Origin of the sequence: Roseofilum sp. Guam (assembly GCF_017746735.1) — a bacterium.
GTDB lineage: Bacteria > Cyanobacteriota > Cyanobacteriia > Cyanobacteriales > Desertifilaceae > Roseofilum > Roseofilum reptotaenium.
The window spans coordinates 17,672-35,567 of record NZ_JAGHZN010000069.1 but is presented as its reverse complement, the minus strand read 5'-3'; the positions used below and the strand labels follow the sequence as shown (position 1 = coordinate 35,567).

Here is a 17,896-nt window from a genome sequence, read left to right as displayed (position 1 = left end):
ACCGGGATAGATCGAGTTCGAGCATTTCCTTATGGTGTAAAGCATAGGGGAAGTTAACGCGCTGCTTACTTCACGCGATCGTTTTTCCCACCCATGATTTTTCATTCATCACCTCATCTGGAGTGGCGGCTGACCTATGTATTTAACTAGCGTTTTCTTAACTCAAAATCCTAAAGTGTTAACGACCCCTTGGTTCTGGAAAGCCTTGATTTCCATGGGTAAAGGTTGGGTCTTATTTTGTCAATATTCTTGGCTGATTTCGCCCCTGAAGTGTCTTTTGGCGAGTTAGTTTTCAATCCTTATAGGGATTTAAGAGCATTTCAAGGGTTAAAATGAGAAAAAGTTGTATCGAAAGAGAAAACTTTTGTGAGCGTCAGAGTTAGAATCGCACCGAGTCCCACCGGAAACCTCCATATTGGTACAGCACGGACGGCTGTATTTAACTGGTTATTCGCCCGACACTTGGGAGGGCAGTTTATTCTCAGAATTGAAGATACGGATTTAGAGCGATCGCGCCCCGAATACACCGATAATATCCTCGAAGGCCTCAATTGGCTAGGTTTAACTTGGGATGAAGGGCCATTTTATCAGTCCCAACGGCTCGATCTCTATAAACAAGCCGTGCAAACCTTACTCGACCAAGGATTAGCCTATCGCTGCTATTGCACTCCCGAAGAACTCGACGACATGCGAGCCAAGCAAAAAGCCGCCGGACTTGCTCCTCGCTATGATAACCGCCATCGCAATTTGACGGCAGACGAACAAGCTGCCTTTGAAGCCGAAGGTCGTAAACCCGTAATTCGCTTTAAGATAGACGGCGATCGTAGCATTATCTGGAAAGATTTAGTTCGAGGAACCGTCAGTTGGAAAGCCAGCGACTTAGGTGGAGATATGGTGGTTGCTCGTGCTGCTGAAGCCGGAGGAGTCGGTCAACCCCTCTATAATTTAGCCGTAGTCGTTGATGATATGGATATGACCATCACCCATGTCATTCGCGGTGAAGACCATATCGCCAATACCGCCAAACAGATTTTACTCTACGAAGCCTTGGGGGGACAGGTTCCCGAATTTGCCCACACGCCCCTAATCTTAAATCAAGAAGGACGCAAACTCTCCAAGCGTGATGGTGTAACCTCCATTTCCGATTTCCGTAAGATGGGTTATATTGCTCCTGGTTTAGCCAATTATATGACCCTGTTGGGTTGGACAGCTCCCGATGCGACGCAGGAAATCTTTACCCTAGACGAAGCCGCCCAAACCTTTACGTTCGATCGCGTCAATCAAGCTGGTGCTAAATTTGATTGGGATAAACTTAACTGGATTAATAGCCAATATCTCCATCATCTTCCCATCCCTGAATTAACCGATCTGATCCTTCCGGTTTGGCAAGAAGCTGGTTTTGCCACAGACTCAGAAGAACGCTCCTGGTTAGAACAAATTGTTGCTTTAATTGGCCCCAGTTTAACCCGTTTGCCGGAAGCCGTGGAATTGGCGCAAATGTTCTTTACTGAAGAGATTAACTTTTCCGAAGAAGCAACGGAACAACTGCAAAAAGAAGGCGTAAAAGAGATTTTAGAATCCCTTTTAGCCACAGTCGAAGGTCGTTCCCTGAGCGAAGTCGAAGGGCAAAGCGCGACTGAAGACACCCTCAAAGATGCCATTAAAGCCGTCACCAAAGCAAAAAAGGTGAAAAAAGGCTTAGTCATGCGGAGTCTACGCGCAGCCTTAACCGGTGAAGTCCATGGCCCCGACTTGATCCAATCTTGGTTACTCTGGAATCAGAAAGGACAAGATGGCGATCGGATCAAACAATCCCTGAAAACCCTGTAGTTGTTGCGCTTGAGCGCTCCGAACATTTTAGCGCTCAAGCGCAACAACGGATTGCAGAGCGTAGGTTGGGTTGAGGAACGTTTCGCTTCGCGACATGAACATGTCGGCGACAGCCAAAAACCCAACACCAGCAAAACTTTGTTGGGTTTCACGCTTAGTTCAACCCAACCTACAATTTTTTCGCTTGCCAAGCTAGTAGTAGTGGATTGTTTCACCTAAAATTTGTTTGTAGTAAGCACGAAGAGTGCTTAAAAGCCTAGCTGGAGAGGGTTAAAACCCTCACTACAAACAAAATCTAATTTGATGCATTAGATTTGCTTCGTTGTTGCACTTTAGCGCTCCGAACATTGTAGGGCTAAAGCCCTACAACGAATTGCAGCTAATGCCCTATTTTAGGTGAAACAGTCCACTACCTCTTGCTACCGTTCAACCCAACCTACATTCTATCCCCTCAACTTTGCACCGAAAGCTGGGAACCGTTCGCCGTTTTCGTCACCTCGATACGTACCGGAAACGCTTCCTTAAAGAAATTCAGGTGAGTAATGGTAAGGATGCAGGCAAATTCAGGAGAAATGGCATTGATCGCCGCGATCAGGCGATCGCATCCTTCCTCGTCTTGTGTGCCAAATCCTTCATCGATAATCAGCATTTGTAAGGCGGTTCCCGACTGTTGCGCCAAGAGTTTCGCTAAAGCTAGACGAATGGCAAAATTTACCCGAAAGGTTTCCCCCCCCGAATAGGTTTCATAGGGACGAGTTCCCTGGGAATCGGCAATTAAAATATCTAGGGTTTCCACCCATTTATCTTTCTTCGTTTTCTGGGATTTTTGCGTGATAAACTGCACATGCAACTGGTGAGAACTCAGCCGCGCTAACACCCGATTCGTTTGCGCTTCCAACTCTGGTAAAATGTTCTCAATCATTAGAGATTGAATCCCTTTTTTACCAAAAGCATACGTTAACTCAGTGTAAACTCGATAATTTTTCTGAGCAACTTCCAATTGTTTTTTAATCGTTTGATACTGCTGATTAAGGCTTTTTAAATGTTGCTGCTGCTGTTGCAATCTGCCCTTACGAGCCAATAACTCTTCTCGCTGATTTTGCCCATCCTGAAGTTGGCGCTCTAAAGCTCTCACTTGAGGCGTAGCATCCGGATTTTGCAGGAGAACTTTATTCAATTCGGCTAAACTTTCGCCTAATTCCTGCGTCCGATTTTGATGGTCGTCTAAGCGACGATCTAACGCTAGACAAGTCTGACAAACTTGCGGATACTGTTCTTGGGCTTGTTCCAATTGTTGATGACGAAATTGGGCACTTTGAGCCTCTCTCAACTGATTAATCAAGAGTTGATGGCTCTCTGGATCGTAGCCAATTTCCGCTAACTGGGTTTCTAGCGTTTGAATTTGGCGCTGTAGGCTAGAGGTTGTCTGTAACTTCTCTAAACGGCGGCTCAGTTGTTGGTATTGAGCTTGTAATTCGGGACGCTCTTCTTGGAGTTTTTTCTGCTGTTTGAGAGCTGATTTAATTTCCCCCTTTTTCATATCTGCCCAGCGCCATTTTTCCACTTGACCTCTAGCGAGGACATGATCTTTTTCATCATACTTGAGTTTCTGAATCCGCCGATCGATTGTTTCCAGTTCAGTATAGAGATCCTGAGCATAGCTGCGAGTGTGCAAAGCGTCCTCTAGCTCCAAAATTTCCGTTTGCAACTGTTGGAGGCGTTCCAGTTTTTGCTCCGTGACATCTAAGACAGCTTTCAGTTGTCCTCGCTTTTCCAGAGCGGGACTGAGCCTAGACAGTTCTCGATCTAAGTCGCGATATTCTTGGCGGAAAACTTTAATTTCCAATTCAGAAGTAGCAAGCTGATCCCGAATAACCCAGATTTGATTGAGAATTTTTTGTTGTTCGGAAGTGTGTTTTTCTTGTACTAAATGCCAGTGGTGTTCATCCAGGGGACGATCGCACAATGGACAAGGTGGATAGATTTGCTCATCGCCATTTTCCGCACTCGATCGCTGTTTGAGCAACTGTAATTTCTGACTAATGGCATCCAGTTGGCTTTCGTAGCTGCGCTGTTGGGCTTGCAAGCCTTCCATCATATTGCGCCGTTCTTGCCCTTTTTCTAACACGCGCTGTTGATAAATGCGTTTTTTCTCCAATTGGGCAATTTCACCGGCTACATCTTCAGCCGCTTGTTCTAATAAAGGGGTTTGGGCTTGTTCGGTTTGTAGTTCTTTCCAAGAACTTTGTAATTCTTCTAGTTTAGCGCGACATTGGGCAGTGGCTTGGTCAATTCTCCGTTGCAGATTTTGGCGATGGTGGAGCAGGGGAGAGACTTGCAATTGAAGCTGATCGAGGGAATTGAGGCGATCGCGGGCTTGTTGCAGTTTAACTTGAGCCGCTTCAATTTCTGGCTGGCGATCGAGGATGGCTTGCAGTTCTCTTTCTTGAGTTTGTAGATGATCCAGTTGAATTTGAATCAGACGCAGTTGATCTTCTAAGGCTTGTTGTTGCTCTTTTTGCGTCTGACGTAAGTGATTAAGCTGTTCTTGGGTGGTTTGATAGCTGCTAAATTGGGCAGCAAGTTGGGCTTCTTTCACTTGCAAGCTCTGGAAGTTCTGGTAAGCCGTGGTAATTGCACTTTCTTGAGCTAAAAGGCTTTCCAGTTGCTCTTTTTGGGTGTGAGCCGTGTCTCGCTCCTGGTGTAAACGCTGGCGATCGCGCTCCAAGCTTTCTTGTTGACTTTCATGCCACTGGAGTTGTTGCTGTAGGGTTTGTTGTTGATGCTGGAGGGTTTGCCAACTGCTCAGTTGTTGTTTGGCTCTCGCTTGCGTCTGGTGCAGGTATTGCAAATGTTGCTCTACCTCTTGCCGTTCTTGGGCGATCGCCTCTTCTGTCGTCAGTTGGCTTTCAATTGCCTGAAGTTGCGGTTGCAGGACTCCCACCGTCGCTTTATGCTGGACGGAAATTTCTTTAGCGTGATCGCTCAACCGATCGTATTGATCTAAATTCAACAACCGCGCCAAAATCTGTTTGCGCTCCATCGCCCCTTTGAGCATAAACTCATCTGCTCTTCCTTGGCGCAAATAAGCCGAATTCACAAACGTATGGTAATCCAGTTTCAAACTCTCAATGATAAGCTGCTGGGTTTGGCGCATGTTCCGACTCGTCAGCGAACGAAACCCACTTTCTGTCTGCACCTGAAACTCTAGACTCGTTGTTTGTCCCCGTTGACGGGTACGAATAACACGAAGCGTTTGCTGATCCTGAATCAGGCTAAACATTACCCGAACTTCCGCCGCTCCGTAGTAAATTAGGTCATCTTCGCTACCTACCCGGCTTTTTCCCCACAGACTCCAGGCGATCGCCTCCAGTAAAGACGATTTCCCCGCCCCATTTACTCCAGAGATGCAAGCGGTATGGAGTTGACTAAAATCTAGCGTCGCCTCCTGATAACTCAGAAAGTTTTTCAGCGTCAATTGTAGCGGTATCATTCCAAAAGGACACCCTTATACTGTTATCGTCTCAAGCTAGTTCATGATCAATAATATTCTTTTCGTGCAAGGGATGCAATCTCTATGAGAAAGTAGGGATGGGGAGAATGAAGAGATGAGGCGTTTCTCTCTTCTATGAGGTACAGCTTGAAACCTTAGAACCTAAGCCATACAAGCTATTCCCTATTCCCTATTCCCTATTCCCTAGCGCGCAGCGCTATATAATGGGGTACTTTGTCCCGAAAGATAGAAAAAAATAGTCCTGTACTAACCTCATTTTCCTCCTTAGTCCAATCTATCCTCAAGTTGTTGTCCTCTCATGACTATCCAGTTTTGAATTCTTGACTATTCTTTAAAATTGGGTTAAACATTTTCCCGACATATAACGATTCTCTCTTCTATGATGATTGATTTAAGAAGCGATACAGTAACCCAGCCCACCCCTGAAATGCGACAGGTGATCGCCAATGCCCAGGTGGGTGATGATGTGTTGGGTGACGATCCAACAGTGCAAGCCCTAGAATCTTGCGTGGCAGAGTTACTCGGTAAAGAGGCGGCTGTCTTCATGCCTTCAGGTACAATGACTAACCAGGTGGCTCTGCGCGCCCATACCGAACCGGGTGATGAAGTCATTTTTGATGCAAATGCCCACCTCTATTATTACGAAGGAGGTGCGCCAGCCGCACTCTCAGGCGTGATGTGTCGTCTGATTAATGGAGATCGCGGTGTATTTACCGCCGACGATCTCAAGGCAGTACTGCGTCCCATTGACGATCATTTTCCCAGAACGAAACTGGTTTGCCTGGAAAATACTCACAATCGAGGGGGCGGACATATTTATCCTCTTGAAGATATTAAGGCGATCGCCCATGTATGCCAAGAGCAGGGATTGCAATTACATCTCGATGGCGCACGATTGTGGAATGCCTGCATTGCTACGGGCATTTCTGAAGGAGATTATGCTCGCTCATTTGATTCCGTCAGTGTCTGCTTTTCTAAAGGATTAGGCGCACCTGTGGGTTCAGCTCTGGTAGGTTCTAACGAATTTATTGCACGATCGCGGCGGTTTCGCAAGATGTTTGGCGGAGCCATGCGTCAAGCAGGTATTCTCGCCGCTGGAGCATTGTATGCCCTCAAGCATCATCGAGAGCGATTACAAGACGATCACGACAATGCTCGCCTCCTCGCCGAGAGCCTACAAACCGTTCCGGGTATTGAGATTGATCCAGCAGCAATTCAAACTAATATCATACAATTCAAAACCCTATCGATTCCGGCTTCAATGCTCGTTGAAAAGCTCAGAGAGAAAGGTGTTTTGGTACTGGCTACTGGAACCTATTCCATTAGAGCTGTCACCCATTTGATGGTGAGCCGAGAACAGATTCAACAGGTTCCAGACATCGTTAAAGATGTTCTAGTGGCTGGCTAATGGTTGGGTTTCCCATCACCTTCACACCCCTAAAATTTTAATGGAGAACATCCAAGGAGTAGATTGATGGATAGCACAGTAATTAATCTAACTGAGAAATTTGAGCAATTTTCAGACTATTGGAATCCTAAAATCGTAGGAGAACTCAATGGACAACAGGTGAAGCTGGTTAAGTTTCAGGGAGAGTTTGTCTGGCACCATCACGACAATGAAGATGAGCTGTTCTTTGTCGTCAAGGGACAGTTCACCATGATGTTTCGCGATCGCCAGGTTGTTGTAAACCCAGGGGAATTTGTCATTGTTCCCAGAGGCGTTGAGCATAAGCCGGTTGCCGCAGCAGAAGTTCACGTTATGCTCTTTGAGCCTGCTTCGACGGTAAATACGGGGAACGTTAAAAACGAAAGAACGGTTAGCGCTCTAGGGCATGTCTAGCTCAAGTACAGATTCTGGGGTATGGCGATCGCCTCCCGTATAAAGTCTCTCTTAAAAATCGGGATTCAGGACACTTAATGATCTATATGATCTATAGATCGAGAACCAGCACCTGAGACGATAACCGATTACCCAGGAGAACAAAAATATGGAACACGCTATGGTGATTGACACAGATAACTTTACCCCAGAAGTCTTAGAGGCTTCCTATCAACACCCTGTATTACTCGATTTTTTCGCGACGTGGTGCGGTCCTTGTCAAATGATTAAGCCCATTTTAGAGAAGCTGGCCGTTGAATATGGGATTATTTTAGCCAAGGTTGATATCGATCAAAATCCAGAGTTAGCTAACCGCTACCACGTGGAAGGAGTCCCTGATATTCGCATGGTGCATCAGGGAGATGTGATTCCCGGTTTTGTCGGAGCCTTACCAGAGGTGCAAATCCGAGAAATGTTGTCTAAATTTAATCTGCAATCTTCCTTAGAACGAGATTTGGAAAGCATTAGAGGGTTAATTGCTGAAAAACAGTATCCCCAAATCAAATCCGTTTTAGATCGGTTGTTTGAGACTTATCCTCAAGATCCAAGAGTGGTGTTAGTAGCGGCTGAATTTCTCACCCATTTGGGTCAATTTGAAGAGGCAGAAAAAATGCTGATGACTGTAGGTAAAGAGAATCTGGAATTATTTTCCAAAGCCCAGTCGATGAAGGGATTATTATATTTCCAACGCCAAGTGAGTTTGCCAGTAGAAACAGAATTAGATCGCAAATATGTAGACACTTGTGGTCGAGTGTTAGATCTCGATTATCAAGGAGCGCTCGAAGGCTTACTCTATTTTGTCGAGCAACACCGCTCCTATGAGCAGGATGCTGGCCGCAAGGGGATGTTAGCATTATTTGAGTATTTGGGAAACACTCATCCTTTGACTCAAGAGTATCGGAAAAAATTAGTTTCGTCTTTGTATTAAGAGAGAGAAAAGAGATTCAGTAGTGGACTGTCTCAGCTAGAATAGGGCATTAAACTGCAAGAATGGGAATAAGCTATCTCCTAGATACCCATGTCTTATTGTGGTGGTTTTTCGATGACCAGAGACTCGATAGCTTCTGTAGAAATTTAATTGGTCATCCCAACTATGATATCTGGGTTAGTAGCGCTTCAGCTTGGGAAATTGCTACTAAATATCGGCTCGGTAAACTTCCAGAGGCTAAACCGATCATCCATCGCACAATATGCCCAACTGCTTGCACAAGCCCAATTTTGGGAATTGCATATTACGTCAGCCCATGCCCTCAGAGCAGGAAACTTACCTATCAAGCATCGTGACCCTTTTGATCGTATGATTATGGCTCAAGGGGAACTGGAAAATATTCCTATCATTACTTATGATCGGGCATTCAATACCGGACTAATCCAAATTATTCCATAATCTGAAAGTTTTAACTTTCCATTAACCCCAATCCCGGAACTTGAGGAAAGCGTGTTCAGTCATGGAGGTAATGCTGTTAAGTAAAGGATGATGGGAATATGATCGGTTTTAGAGAGAAATTACGACACTCTCCAGTAGGCTTAGGTCTAAGTTTGGTCAGTTTATTAACGGTGAATTTATCCGTGGCAGTGCTTCCCGTTATCGCCCAAACCCATCCTCTGGTGAGTCAGTTGTTCCCGGATGCCGATGATGTGGTGATTCCAGAGGGGGTTATTCTGCCGATGGTTTACGATCGCACAGAAACAGTAGTCATTGCTCCTGATGAAACATTTGAGTTAGTGTTGACAATTCCCGATAATATTACCTCTCGTCAAGGACAGTTGTTGATTCCCAAGGGATCTCAGGTGAGGGGAGCCTTACAACCGATCGCTGGCAATACGGTAGGGACTCGGTTTGTGGCTGAGGAGTTGATTTTGGTAAATGGTTCTCGTTTGCCATTGGATGCGGTTTCACGACGGTTTACAGAAACCGAGCAAATTGGCAGATCGCGAGCTACTTCAGTTCTCCGAGGTGCAGCTATCGGCGCGGGGGCAGCAACTATTTTAGCTGGGATAACCGGCGATCGCGCGATCGCCACGGAAGAAATCTTAGGGGGTGCGGGTTTAGGAGCGCTAACTGGGGTGTTTTTGGGCGGTGGAAAAAGTGATGTGTTTGTGATCGATCCCAATACGGATCTCGATTTACGCTTGCGATCGGATTTGAGAATTTCTACTAGAACTGGGCGCTGGTAATAGGGAATTGGCGATCGGAGTTTACAATCATTCTCAGATGCTGTTAATGGATATTGATTGTGAATTCATCTAGCGATCGCCATCTTGGTCTTTTTTCTCTGGCTGCTCTACTGATTTCCGCTCATTATGGTTTGGGTTTTGTCCTGGGAACGGCGGAAAAAGCCCTCACTTTGGGAGCAGCAGGGAGTTTATATCCCTTGTGTATTGCCCTGGGAACCTTCGCACTGTTAGGTTTGGCTCAGTTCTATTGGCAACAAGTCGATCAGATTTGGACTGTTTTAGGCGATCGCTACGGTTCTTTCGTCAAAACCTTGATTGCTCTGATGTCTTGGTTATCCTTAATTGGCATCGATGCCGTCCAAATTATTGCCGGTGCATTTATCCTCAAAGTTTTATCCCTGCCCATCTTGCCCAGTATGGTAGGTTTAGCGTTTATTTTTCTCTTAATTTCCTTACTTCCCATCGAGAAAGCCGGAGTCGTTTTTAAAGCCCTATTAGTTTTCAATATTGGCTCGTTAATTTATGCTTTGTTGACCTTGCACGGATTACCCGAATATGCAGCAATTCCCAGTCAATTTCTTCCCTCCTTAACTCAAGTCGGTTGGGGACAAGTGGTAGGCGTTTCTCTCTCCACAGTCAGCTTGGTCATGATTGATATGAAATATCAACAGTATATTGTGCAAGCCAAAACAATTCCCACGTTATATGGAGGGAGTTTATTAGCCGCGTTGGGATTTATGGTTTTGGCTTTTTTACCCACAGCCTTAGTTTTAGCCGCCCAAAGAAGTGACCTTTTACCAATGGAAGTCACTGGTAAAGAAGTGATTCCCTATATTTTAGTGACCATAGGCGGTGGCAAAGATCATCTTTTAGGCTTTTTATTCCTTCTCTCTTTGGTTGTTCCAGCGTTAGGAATCGGGAGTAGTATTCTGCGGATTCAAACCAAAACTATTTTAGATTTAGGTTGGTTTCCCGTTTCTCCCCTGAGTCGGTGGCTAATTGCCCTCTTCAATGCCAGTTTGGCGTTAACCATTGCTCTAAAAGGGGGCGAAATTGTCACATTGATTGCGTCGTTTTATGCGGCATATGTTTCGGCAATTTGGATTCCGTTTATTGCCTACTTATTAACCCATTTTGAAGTTTATGCATTCTCGAAACTGTCCGTACAATTATCTTTGGGAATTGGCAGCTTATCAGCGATGATGATATTGATAATCACTCTATTTTTCCCCCAGATAGCCTTATGGGATAGTGCCGAGTTGACGATTTTAGTCATGGGTGCAGGCTTTGCGATTTTAGGGTTATTCTTCGGGGAAGCGATCGCCCTCTGGATTCCAGCTCCAGAAGTGGAAGAGGAACTTTAACCTTATCCCTGACCATAGCGTGAATTGCTATATATGCAACTACCTATTGCCTAATTCCCTATTCCCCATTCTCCATTGCCTACTGTCATGATTCCCATCCGCGATACTCAACCCATTTCCCAAACTCCAGTCATCTGTTATGGGTTAATCAGCTTGACTATAATGGTATTTTTTGCCGAAATTCATCTAGATTTTACCGGAGAATTATCTGATTGGGTGGGCTATTGGGGCATGATTCCAGGGGAAATTACTCGATTGTGGCAACAGGCAATCAGCAGCGATAATCCGGCGGTATGGGTTGTATTTCTCTGGCGATGTTTTGCCATTTTACCGGCGCTATTTCTACATTACAGCTATGCCCAAATTCTGGGGAATTTAATCTTTTTATACGTGTTTGGAAAACGGCTGGAAAGCCAACTGGGGCGCTTCCCTTTTCTGGGGTTTTATCTGATGAGTGGTATCGTAGCAGGTGTAGTCCGTATTTTCCTCGATTCGGAAGTTGCTTTACCGATCGTTGGTGCCAATGGCGCGATCGCCGCGATCCTAGGCGCGTACGTCATCAAGTTTCCCAACGCTAAAATTGAAACTCTACTTCCCTTGCTGATTATCTTTATCCCAATTCAACTCCCTGCCGCTTTTTATCTGTTTTGGTGGTTTGTGCAGCAATTTTCCTACGCTATTGGCTCCTTGGATCTCCAAGTTAATCCGTTTACACCTGGGTATGTTCTGCAACAAATACTGGCTATGGGGTGGGGAATGGCGATCGCCTCTTTACACCGCAAAGCGCTGTAAAGGGTAAACGATCCATTCCCTATTAGCGACTCCCTATTCAAACTAAACCAATATCGACGGGAATAATTGCTGGAATAAGTTCCTCTGGTGTCACACCATTAATAATTCCCAACACTTGATTGGTTTGGGTGATTGTGACAATTGTGGTATTGTTCAAAACCTCTAAAGTTACATCCACAAAAGTTAATCCTCCTGTGAGACCAATAAAGTCTACCCCTACTTGGAAATCTGCCACAATATCGGCTAACGAAATATTATTGGCTGCCGATCCAGTTCGGAGGACAAAAACATCAATTCCATCTCCACCATAGAGGAAATCTTGACCGAGATCTCCACTAAGGGTATCGTCTCCTTGATTTCCATCAAGGGTGTCTTCTTCTTGTCCTCCAAAGAGGATATCATTACCCGCTCCACCAGAGAGAATGTCTCGATTCTGGTTTCCGAGGAGGGAGTCGTTATCTCGGTCACCGAATAAAACATCATTGTTACGATCGCCATTTAAGGTATCGTTCTGTTGTCCTCCATAAAGGACATCATTCTGTTGTCCCCCATGTATCCAGTCCGCTTCTGTCTCCCCGTACAGAGTATCATTATCTTGGTTGCCGAGGAGATAATCACTACCGCGATCTCCCGATACAATATCATTACCGCGATCGCCACTGACGAAATCGCTATCTTGACCCCCATAGGCCCAATCATCTTGTTGGCCGGCGAAAATGGTATCCTGTCCTGTACCACCAAACATGAAGTCCCGACCCAGGTTACCGTACAGGGTATCATTACCGCGATCGCCTGATACCACATCCCGACCCCGATCTCCATACATAGAATCCTGATGTTGTCCACCCCAGATCCAATCATCCTGTTGTCCAGCATAGATGGTATCGTTTTCCGTACCGCCAAATATAAAATCGCCACCCAGATTACCATATAGCGTATCGGAACCGCGATCGCCTGATACCACATCCTGACCGCGATCTCCAAACATGGAGTCCTGATGTTGTCCTCCAAACATTAGATCGGTCTGTTGTCCCCCATGCATGGTATCGTTGCCGCGATCGCCAAACATAATGTCATAACAGAGGTTGCCCATGAGGGAATCGTTGCCATCATCGCCTGAGAGGGTATCATCGTGGCGATCTCCAAATACCGTATCTTCTTCCTGGCCACCGAACACCACATCATCTCCTTGGCCTGCATGAATAACATCCCGCTGGCGGTGACCATAGATCCAATCTCGGTGCATTCCTCCCATCAGGGAATCATTACCTAAATTTCCATGCACCGTATCATTGCCTAAGTCTCCAAAGACTGTATCTGGGTGTTGGCCGCCAAATAGGATATCCCAACCCCGACCGCCGTGAATTGTATCACTATTAATACCGCCAAATACAATATCCTGGTTGAAATGGCCCATCAGGGAATCAAATCCCTCTTGACCAAACACCCAATCATTATCGCGATCGCCTATGGCCGTATCATTTCCGAATCCCCCCAACAGCCAATCATTCTGTTGGCCACCAAACTGAATATCATCACCCGGGCCGCCAAAGACCGTATCATTATCTTGGTCGCCAAGAAGAAGATCGGCACCTTCCTGACCCAGAAGAATATCATGGTATCTGCCACCATAAGCGGTATCATTACCATTTCCCGCAAAGACCGTATCATTACTTTGGTAAGCCAGGATCAAGTCATAGCCACCATTACCAAAGATCTGGTTATTGTCATGATCCCCTTGCAACAGTTCCGCCTGCTCGCTTCCAAAAAAGTCCCGTTCTACTATATTGAAGTTAACCCGCGCTTCTGAAGGGGCATAAAACTCCGGATTGGGATCGAGACAATCCAGATGGGAACCAATTCCTAAAATTGCACTCCAGTCAAATCCCAAAAACGATAGTGTTGAAGGAGTCTCATTCACTTGAGAGACGGTTGGGGTCTGATCTGACGGTGAGATAGCAGGAACCACAGGTGCACCTGTATTGGGTTGGGCAGTCACGACCGGTGTTTGTCCCACCACTGGTAAGGTGACGACTCCAGGAACCCCACTCACATTCCCCGTTTCATCGGTTGCAATAAATGTAAATGTTGCATTCCCTGTAAAATTAGGATTCGGAACAAATGTTAATTGACTCGCCTGCCCTGGAGTCAGCAGTTGTCCCGCTACTACAGGTTCTCCATTGAGGAATAACGTTCCCTGTTCTGGAGTTGGTGGATCTTGAATCGTAAAGAACGAAACAATCCCATCCGGATCTGAACCCGTCAGAGTTGGTACAGATCCGGGTTCGCTACTGCCTTGAGTGATGGGTTCGCTAGTCGCTGGATTAGCTACAGGAGGAGCTGTAGGGGTTGCCCCGATAATGGGGATGGTGACGGTAGCGGGTGAACTCTCGTTACCATCATCATCAATCGCAGTGAATGTAAATTCAGCATCTCCAGTGTAGTTAGGATTGGGATCAAATACCAGTTGCGCCGCTTGTTCTGGGGTAAAGGTATCACCCGGTTGAACCGGTTCTCCTCTGTACAATAGAGTTCCTTGCTCTGGTGGAATAGTAGTGTTGACTCTGAGGAAGGACAACTCTCCATCTGGGTCATTGCCGAGGAGGCTGGTGACTGGACTCGGAGTATTATTAGGAACAGGATTATTCGGATTAGACGTGGCGATCGGTGGAAGTCCATCGGTTGCTGCTTGAATTGGTAAAGTAACTGTCGCTGGAGTCAGGTCTGTATTGCCCTGAGTATCCGTCACCGTATACTCAAACGTCGCATCTCCTGTAAACCCAGAAGTCGGGTCAAAAATCAACTGTCCAGCTTGCTCTGGGGTAAACCTTTGCCCGGGTTGTACCGGCTCGCCATTATAGAACAAAGTCCCTTCTTCTGGACTCGGTAAAGTAGTGACCGTAAAGAAAGATACATCACCATCTGGGTCAGTCCCGATCAAAGTTGGAACCGGACTCGGCTCATCATTGGGACGTATAGGGCCGCTCCTATCTATTGCTTCTGGTGGGTTAGTCGTTGTTGGTGAGACCAAAGGCAGGGTCACTGTTGCTGGAGTTTGGTCAGTATTACCCGCCTCATCTGTAGCTGTGTATTCAAATGTGGCATCTCCCGTAAAGTTAGGATTAGGCTCAAATACGAGTTGCGCTGCTTGTTCTGGGGTAAAGGTTTGGCCTTCTTCTACGGGTTCCCCATTATAGAATAGAGTCCCCTGATTGGCTGGGGGTAGGGTAGTTACTGTGAAGAATGAGACATCGTTATCTGGATCAGTTGCCGTCAGCGTGGGAACCGGACTGGGTTCGTCATTGGGACGGGGGTCTGCCGTTTTATTTTGTGCCTCTGGTGGGTTAGTTGTTGTTGGTGCGACTAAAGGTAGAGTTACTATCGCTGGAGTTTGATCGGTATTACCTGCTTCATCGGTAGCTGTATATTCAAATGTAGCATTCCCCGTAAAGCTAGGATTGGGGTCAAACACCAACTGACCCGCCTGTTCTGGAGTAAACTTTTGTCCCGCTTGTACAGGGACACCATTGTATAAGAGTGTTCCTTGAGACGAAGGCGGCAGCGTCGTTACTGTGTAGAAAGACACGTCATTATCCGGATCAGTTGCTGTCAACGTTGGCACTGGACTCGGTTCATCATTGGGACGGGTTTCTCCAGTTTTATTTTGTGCCTCTGGTGGAGAAGTGCTTACTGGAGCTTCTACCGGTAACGTTACCATGGCTGGCGTTGTGTCCGTATTACCCTGACTATCTGTCGCAGTGTAGTTAAATGTGGCATTCCCGGTGAACGTCGGGTTGGGGTTAAACACTAACCGACTGGCTTGTTCAGGAGTCAGAACTTGATTTTGAGAAACGGGATTTCCATCAAGTAAGAGAGTTCCTTGCTCTGGTGGAGGTAGAGTCGTGATTGTAAAAGAGGCGATCTCATCTCCATCCGGATCAGTTGCTGTCAGAGTAGGAACTGGAGCAGGTTCATCATTAGGAATGGTTTCAGACAGCTTATCTTGCGTATCTGGTGGGTTATTGTTACTGACCACTACCACTGTATTGTTGTCTGTGGCACTGTTGTTTCCTGGAGTCGGGTCGGTAACACCTTTAAGGTCGTACCGCTCGCTGTTGAGGCGTTTACTGTGCCTTGGACGGTGTAGGTGATCGACCCTCCTGAGGGCAGAGTAATGCCACTGTCGTTGATATTGCCGCTACCTGTTGTATCAAACCCACTAGCTCCCGTACTGCCACTTGCACTCCAGGTGACGCTCTCGAGTTCGCTAGGGAGCGTATCGGTTACTACTCCATCGGTGACATCATTGGGACCATTATTGGAGGCGACGATGGTCAGTTGTCCTCCTTGAGTGACACTGGTGAGACCATCGTCTTTGGTGATGCTCAGGTCTGCACTCGGAGCCGTGACTACAGTGGTAGTATCTTGAGGGCTATCATTGGTGTCTGAGGTGTCTTCGATACCGGGAACTTCAACTTCGTTGGTAATGTTTCCACTAGTGAAGCTTGGATCGAGGGTTCCAGTAGCCAGTATCGTGATTGTATCTTGCGGGCCTAGAGCGAGTTGAACCACTAAGTCGTTGGTGTTACTTCCAGTTGCGCCACTGACGATATTACTATCACTTGGTATATTATTATCAGTGAGGGTTGCTGTCCAACTGATGCTGCTGGTAACAAACTCGCTGGGAATAGTATCTTGAATGATCATGCCAATAATGCGGTCTAATGGCTCATTATTGGTAACTGAGATGGTATAGGTAATGGTGCTACCAGCAGCAACGTTATTGAGATTGTCTGTTTTTTGGATGGTTAAATCAGCTTGAGAGGCTGGAGTGGGTAGAGTTCCAAAATCTGCGGCAGCAAAGCTTAAAGCGCCCCTATCTATGGTAGGTATGATTCCTCCACTGACATTGGGATAATCGAGGATGACTAATTGATCGCCACTACTGGCATACAGGTTGCCATCATTTCCAAATCCTAAAGAACCAGTTCTATCTAGACTTAGACTCGCTTCTCCAATTCGTGTTGCCGTTAGAGTACCTGTTACTGGTGAAACATCTGTAACATCTACTGTATAGAGTTCAAATGGCTGGCCAGTATTGCCTGTAGTAGTAATAAAAAGGGTGTTAGGATTGTTGGGATCGAATGCTATATCGCCCCCATTTGCAGGTAATCCTGAAATTGCGCCTAAGTCGGTTGCTGTACCTGTATTGGGATCGATGGAAAATAATTGGTTCGATCCATTACTTAAACCATATATGGTTCCGTTATCAGCTTGAGCTAATTTAAAAAACTGAATACCACTAGGAACGGCCGAACCTACTGTCCCAACTTCAGTATTCATTCCTGTTAATGGGTCCCAAAATCCGACTCGGGCAGTTGGTCCTGTTGTTCGTTCTACATAGTAAATTCGTCCAGTGTCGCTCTGCCGAGCGATCGCAAAGCTATCAAAGGCGATGGTTCCTACTTTGGTAGAGGTTCCATCTTCAATGTCAACAATGTAGAGTTGTGTGAATGGATCGCTGGCATTAATGGGGAGATCTCGGCCTACGGAGTAGAAGGGGTTGGCGACGATGATTCCTAGGGTGTGGGGGTAGGTGGCGATCGCTCCCTTCTCTAGTGCTAATTCTGAGTGTATCTCTCCTGTATGATAGGCTAAATCCCAGGTTCCACCGAGAGCTGCACTGCCGGTTAAGGTGGTGGAAGCGGCGATCGCCCTTTGGGTTAACTGACTGAGTTGCTCCACAAAGAACTCACCGATCGCATTTCCCGCAACTCGACAACCATAGAGTAATATTTCTGCCGTTTTACTCAGCAGATGTGACCAGTTTTGTAGAGTTTTGCTATAACAGGCTAGTGTTTCTAGACTGAGTTGGGTTGAACCAAGCTGTAACTGTCCCCAGTTTCCGTGAGAAATTAAGTGCAGTGATTCAATGGCGTTTCCCTGATGGGCAACCAGATAGTTGTTAATTTGCTCAATTCCATCTTGATCTTTTTCCAAGATCACAACAGCTACATCTGACTTGATCCCTTTAACTAAACTGGCATAATCTTCAACCTGGGGATCAATAAACGCAATCTGTTTTGTAAACGCAGGAATATTGAATAAGTTAGACATGGTCGTGGTAGATGTAAGCTGAGTAACCTAGAACAGAATTTATGGAATGATCTAATCTGAGTTAATGAATTAATGTTAACTATCTGTTTTAGAGTCTGATCTACGGATTCTGTAGATGCGTTTCTCTATCATAAAAAGCTTGTTTTTTAGCAAACCTTAGTGGTGAGAGCCTCTATCATTTAATATTTAAGCCTAGCTCATTACTCAAATCAAGAACTGGTT

11 protein-coding genes and 1 pseudogene are annotated in these 17,896 nt (G+C 46.0%); 9 read left to right on the top strand and 3 right to left on the bottom strand.

Translation table 11 applies throughout. The annotated features are described in order from the left end of the window. Positions 1–136 precede the first annotated feature (136 nt). Together J7529_RS22040 and gltX are read left to right on the top strand one after the other, a co-directional pair. Complete coding sequence (locus tag J7529_RS22040; protein WP_318730759.1) at positions 137–289, top strand: hypothetical protein; 153 nt, start codon at positions 137–139, stop codon at positions 287–289. Between the two features lie 77 nt (positions 290–366). After that, the gene (gene gltX, locus J7529_RS22035) at positions 367–1,830 is read left to right on the top strand and encodes a glutamate--tRNA ligase (RefSeq protein WP_318730758.1); all 1,464 of its coding nucleotides are present in this window, start codon (positions 367–369) and stop codon (positions 1,828–1,830) included. Between the two features lie 451 nt (positions 1,831–2,281). Here the strand turns inward: gltX and J7529_RS22030 are convergent, their stop codons facing one another. Beyond that, on the bottom strand, positions 2,282–5,323 hold the full coding sequence (locus tag J7529_RS22030; RefSeq protein WP_318730757.1) for an SMC family ATPase: 3,042 nt from the start codon (positions 5,321–5,323) through the stop codon (positions 2,282–2,284). Between the two features lie 400 nt (positions 5,324–5,723). Between J7529_RS22030 and ltaE the strand changes: the two genes are divergently transcribed. The 7 genes and pseudogenes from ltaE to J7529_RS21995 all read left to right on the top strand — a co-directional run bounded on the left by ltaE (position 5,724) and on the right by J7529_RS21995 (position 11,557). Then, entirely contained in the window at positions 5,724–6,752 is a 1,029-nt protein-coding gene (gene ltaE, locus J7529_RS22025) for a low-specificity L-threonine aldolase (RefSeq protein WP_318730756.1), read from the top strand. A gap of 66 nt (positions 6,753–6,818) precedes the next feature. Beyond that, positions 6,819–7,184: a cupin domain-containing protein gene (locus J7529_RS22020; protein WP_271936848.1), complete on the top strand. Its 366-nt coding sequence runs from the start codon at positions 6,819–6,821 to the stop codon at positions 7,182–7,184. A 148-nt stretch (positions 7,185–7,332) separates the two neighbouring features. Further along, positions 7,333–8,151: a tetratricopeptide repeat protein gene (locus tag J7529_RS22015; RefSeq protein WP_318730755.1), complete on the top strand. Its 819-nt coding sequence runs from the start codon at positions 7,333–7,335 to the stop codon at positions 8,149–8,151. Between the two features lie 62 nt (positions 8,152–8,213). Then, positions 8,214–8,610: pseudogene (locus tag J7529_RS22010) on the top strand (type II toxin-antitoxin system VapC family toxin). Between the two features lie 98 nt (positions 8,611–8,708). After that, positions 8,709–9,401: a hypothetical protein gene (locus J7529_RS22005; RefSeq protein ID WP_318730753.1), complete on the top strand. Its 693-nt coding sequence runs from the start codon at positions 8,709–8,711 to the stop codon at positions 9,399–9,401. Between the two features lie 59 nt (positions 9,402–9,460). Further along, positions 9,461–10,765: a hypothetical protein gene (locus J7529_RS22000; protein WP_318730752.1), complete on the top strand. Its 1,305-nt coding sequence runs from the start codon at positions 9,461–9,463 to the stop codon at positions 10,763–10,765. Positions 10,766–10,840: 75 nt separating this feature from the next. After that, positions 10,841–11,557, top strand: a complete 717-nt coding sequence (locus tag J7529_RS21995) for a rhomboid family intramembrane serine protease (RefSeq protein ID WP_318730751.1) — start codon at positions 10,841–10,843, stop codon at positions 11,555–11,557. 37 nt (positions 11,558–11,594) lie between these two features. On the opposite strand, the gene J7529_RS21990 is transcribed toward J7529_RS21995, so the two are convergent. Both J7529_RS21990 and J7529_RS21985 read right to left on the bottom strand, forming a co-directional pair. After that, complete coding sequence (locus tag J7529_RS21990; RefSeq protein ID WP_318730750.1) at positions 11,595–15,593, bottom strand: Ig-like domain-containing protein; 3,999 nt, start codon at positions 15,591–15,593, stop codon at positions 11,595–11,597. Beyond that, positions 15,593–17,674: a DUF4347 domain-containing protein gene (locus J7529_RS21985; protein ID WP_318730749.1), complete on the bottom strand. Its 2,082-nt coding sequence runs from the start codon at positions 17,672–17,674 to the stop codon at positions 15,593–15,595. Before J7529_RS21985 ends, J7529_RS21990 begins: the two co-directional genes overlap by 1 nt. Positions 17,675–17,896: the final 222 nt, after the last annotated feature.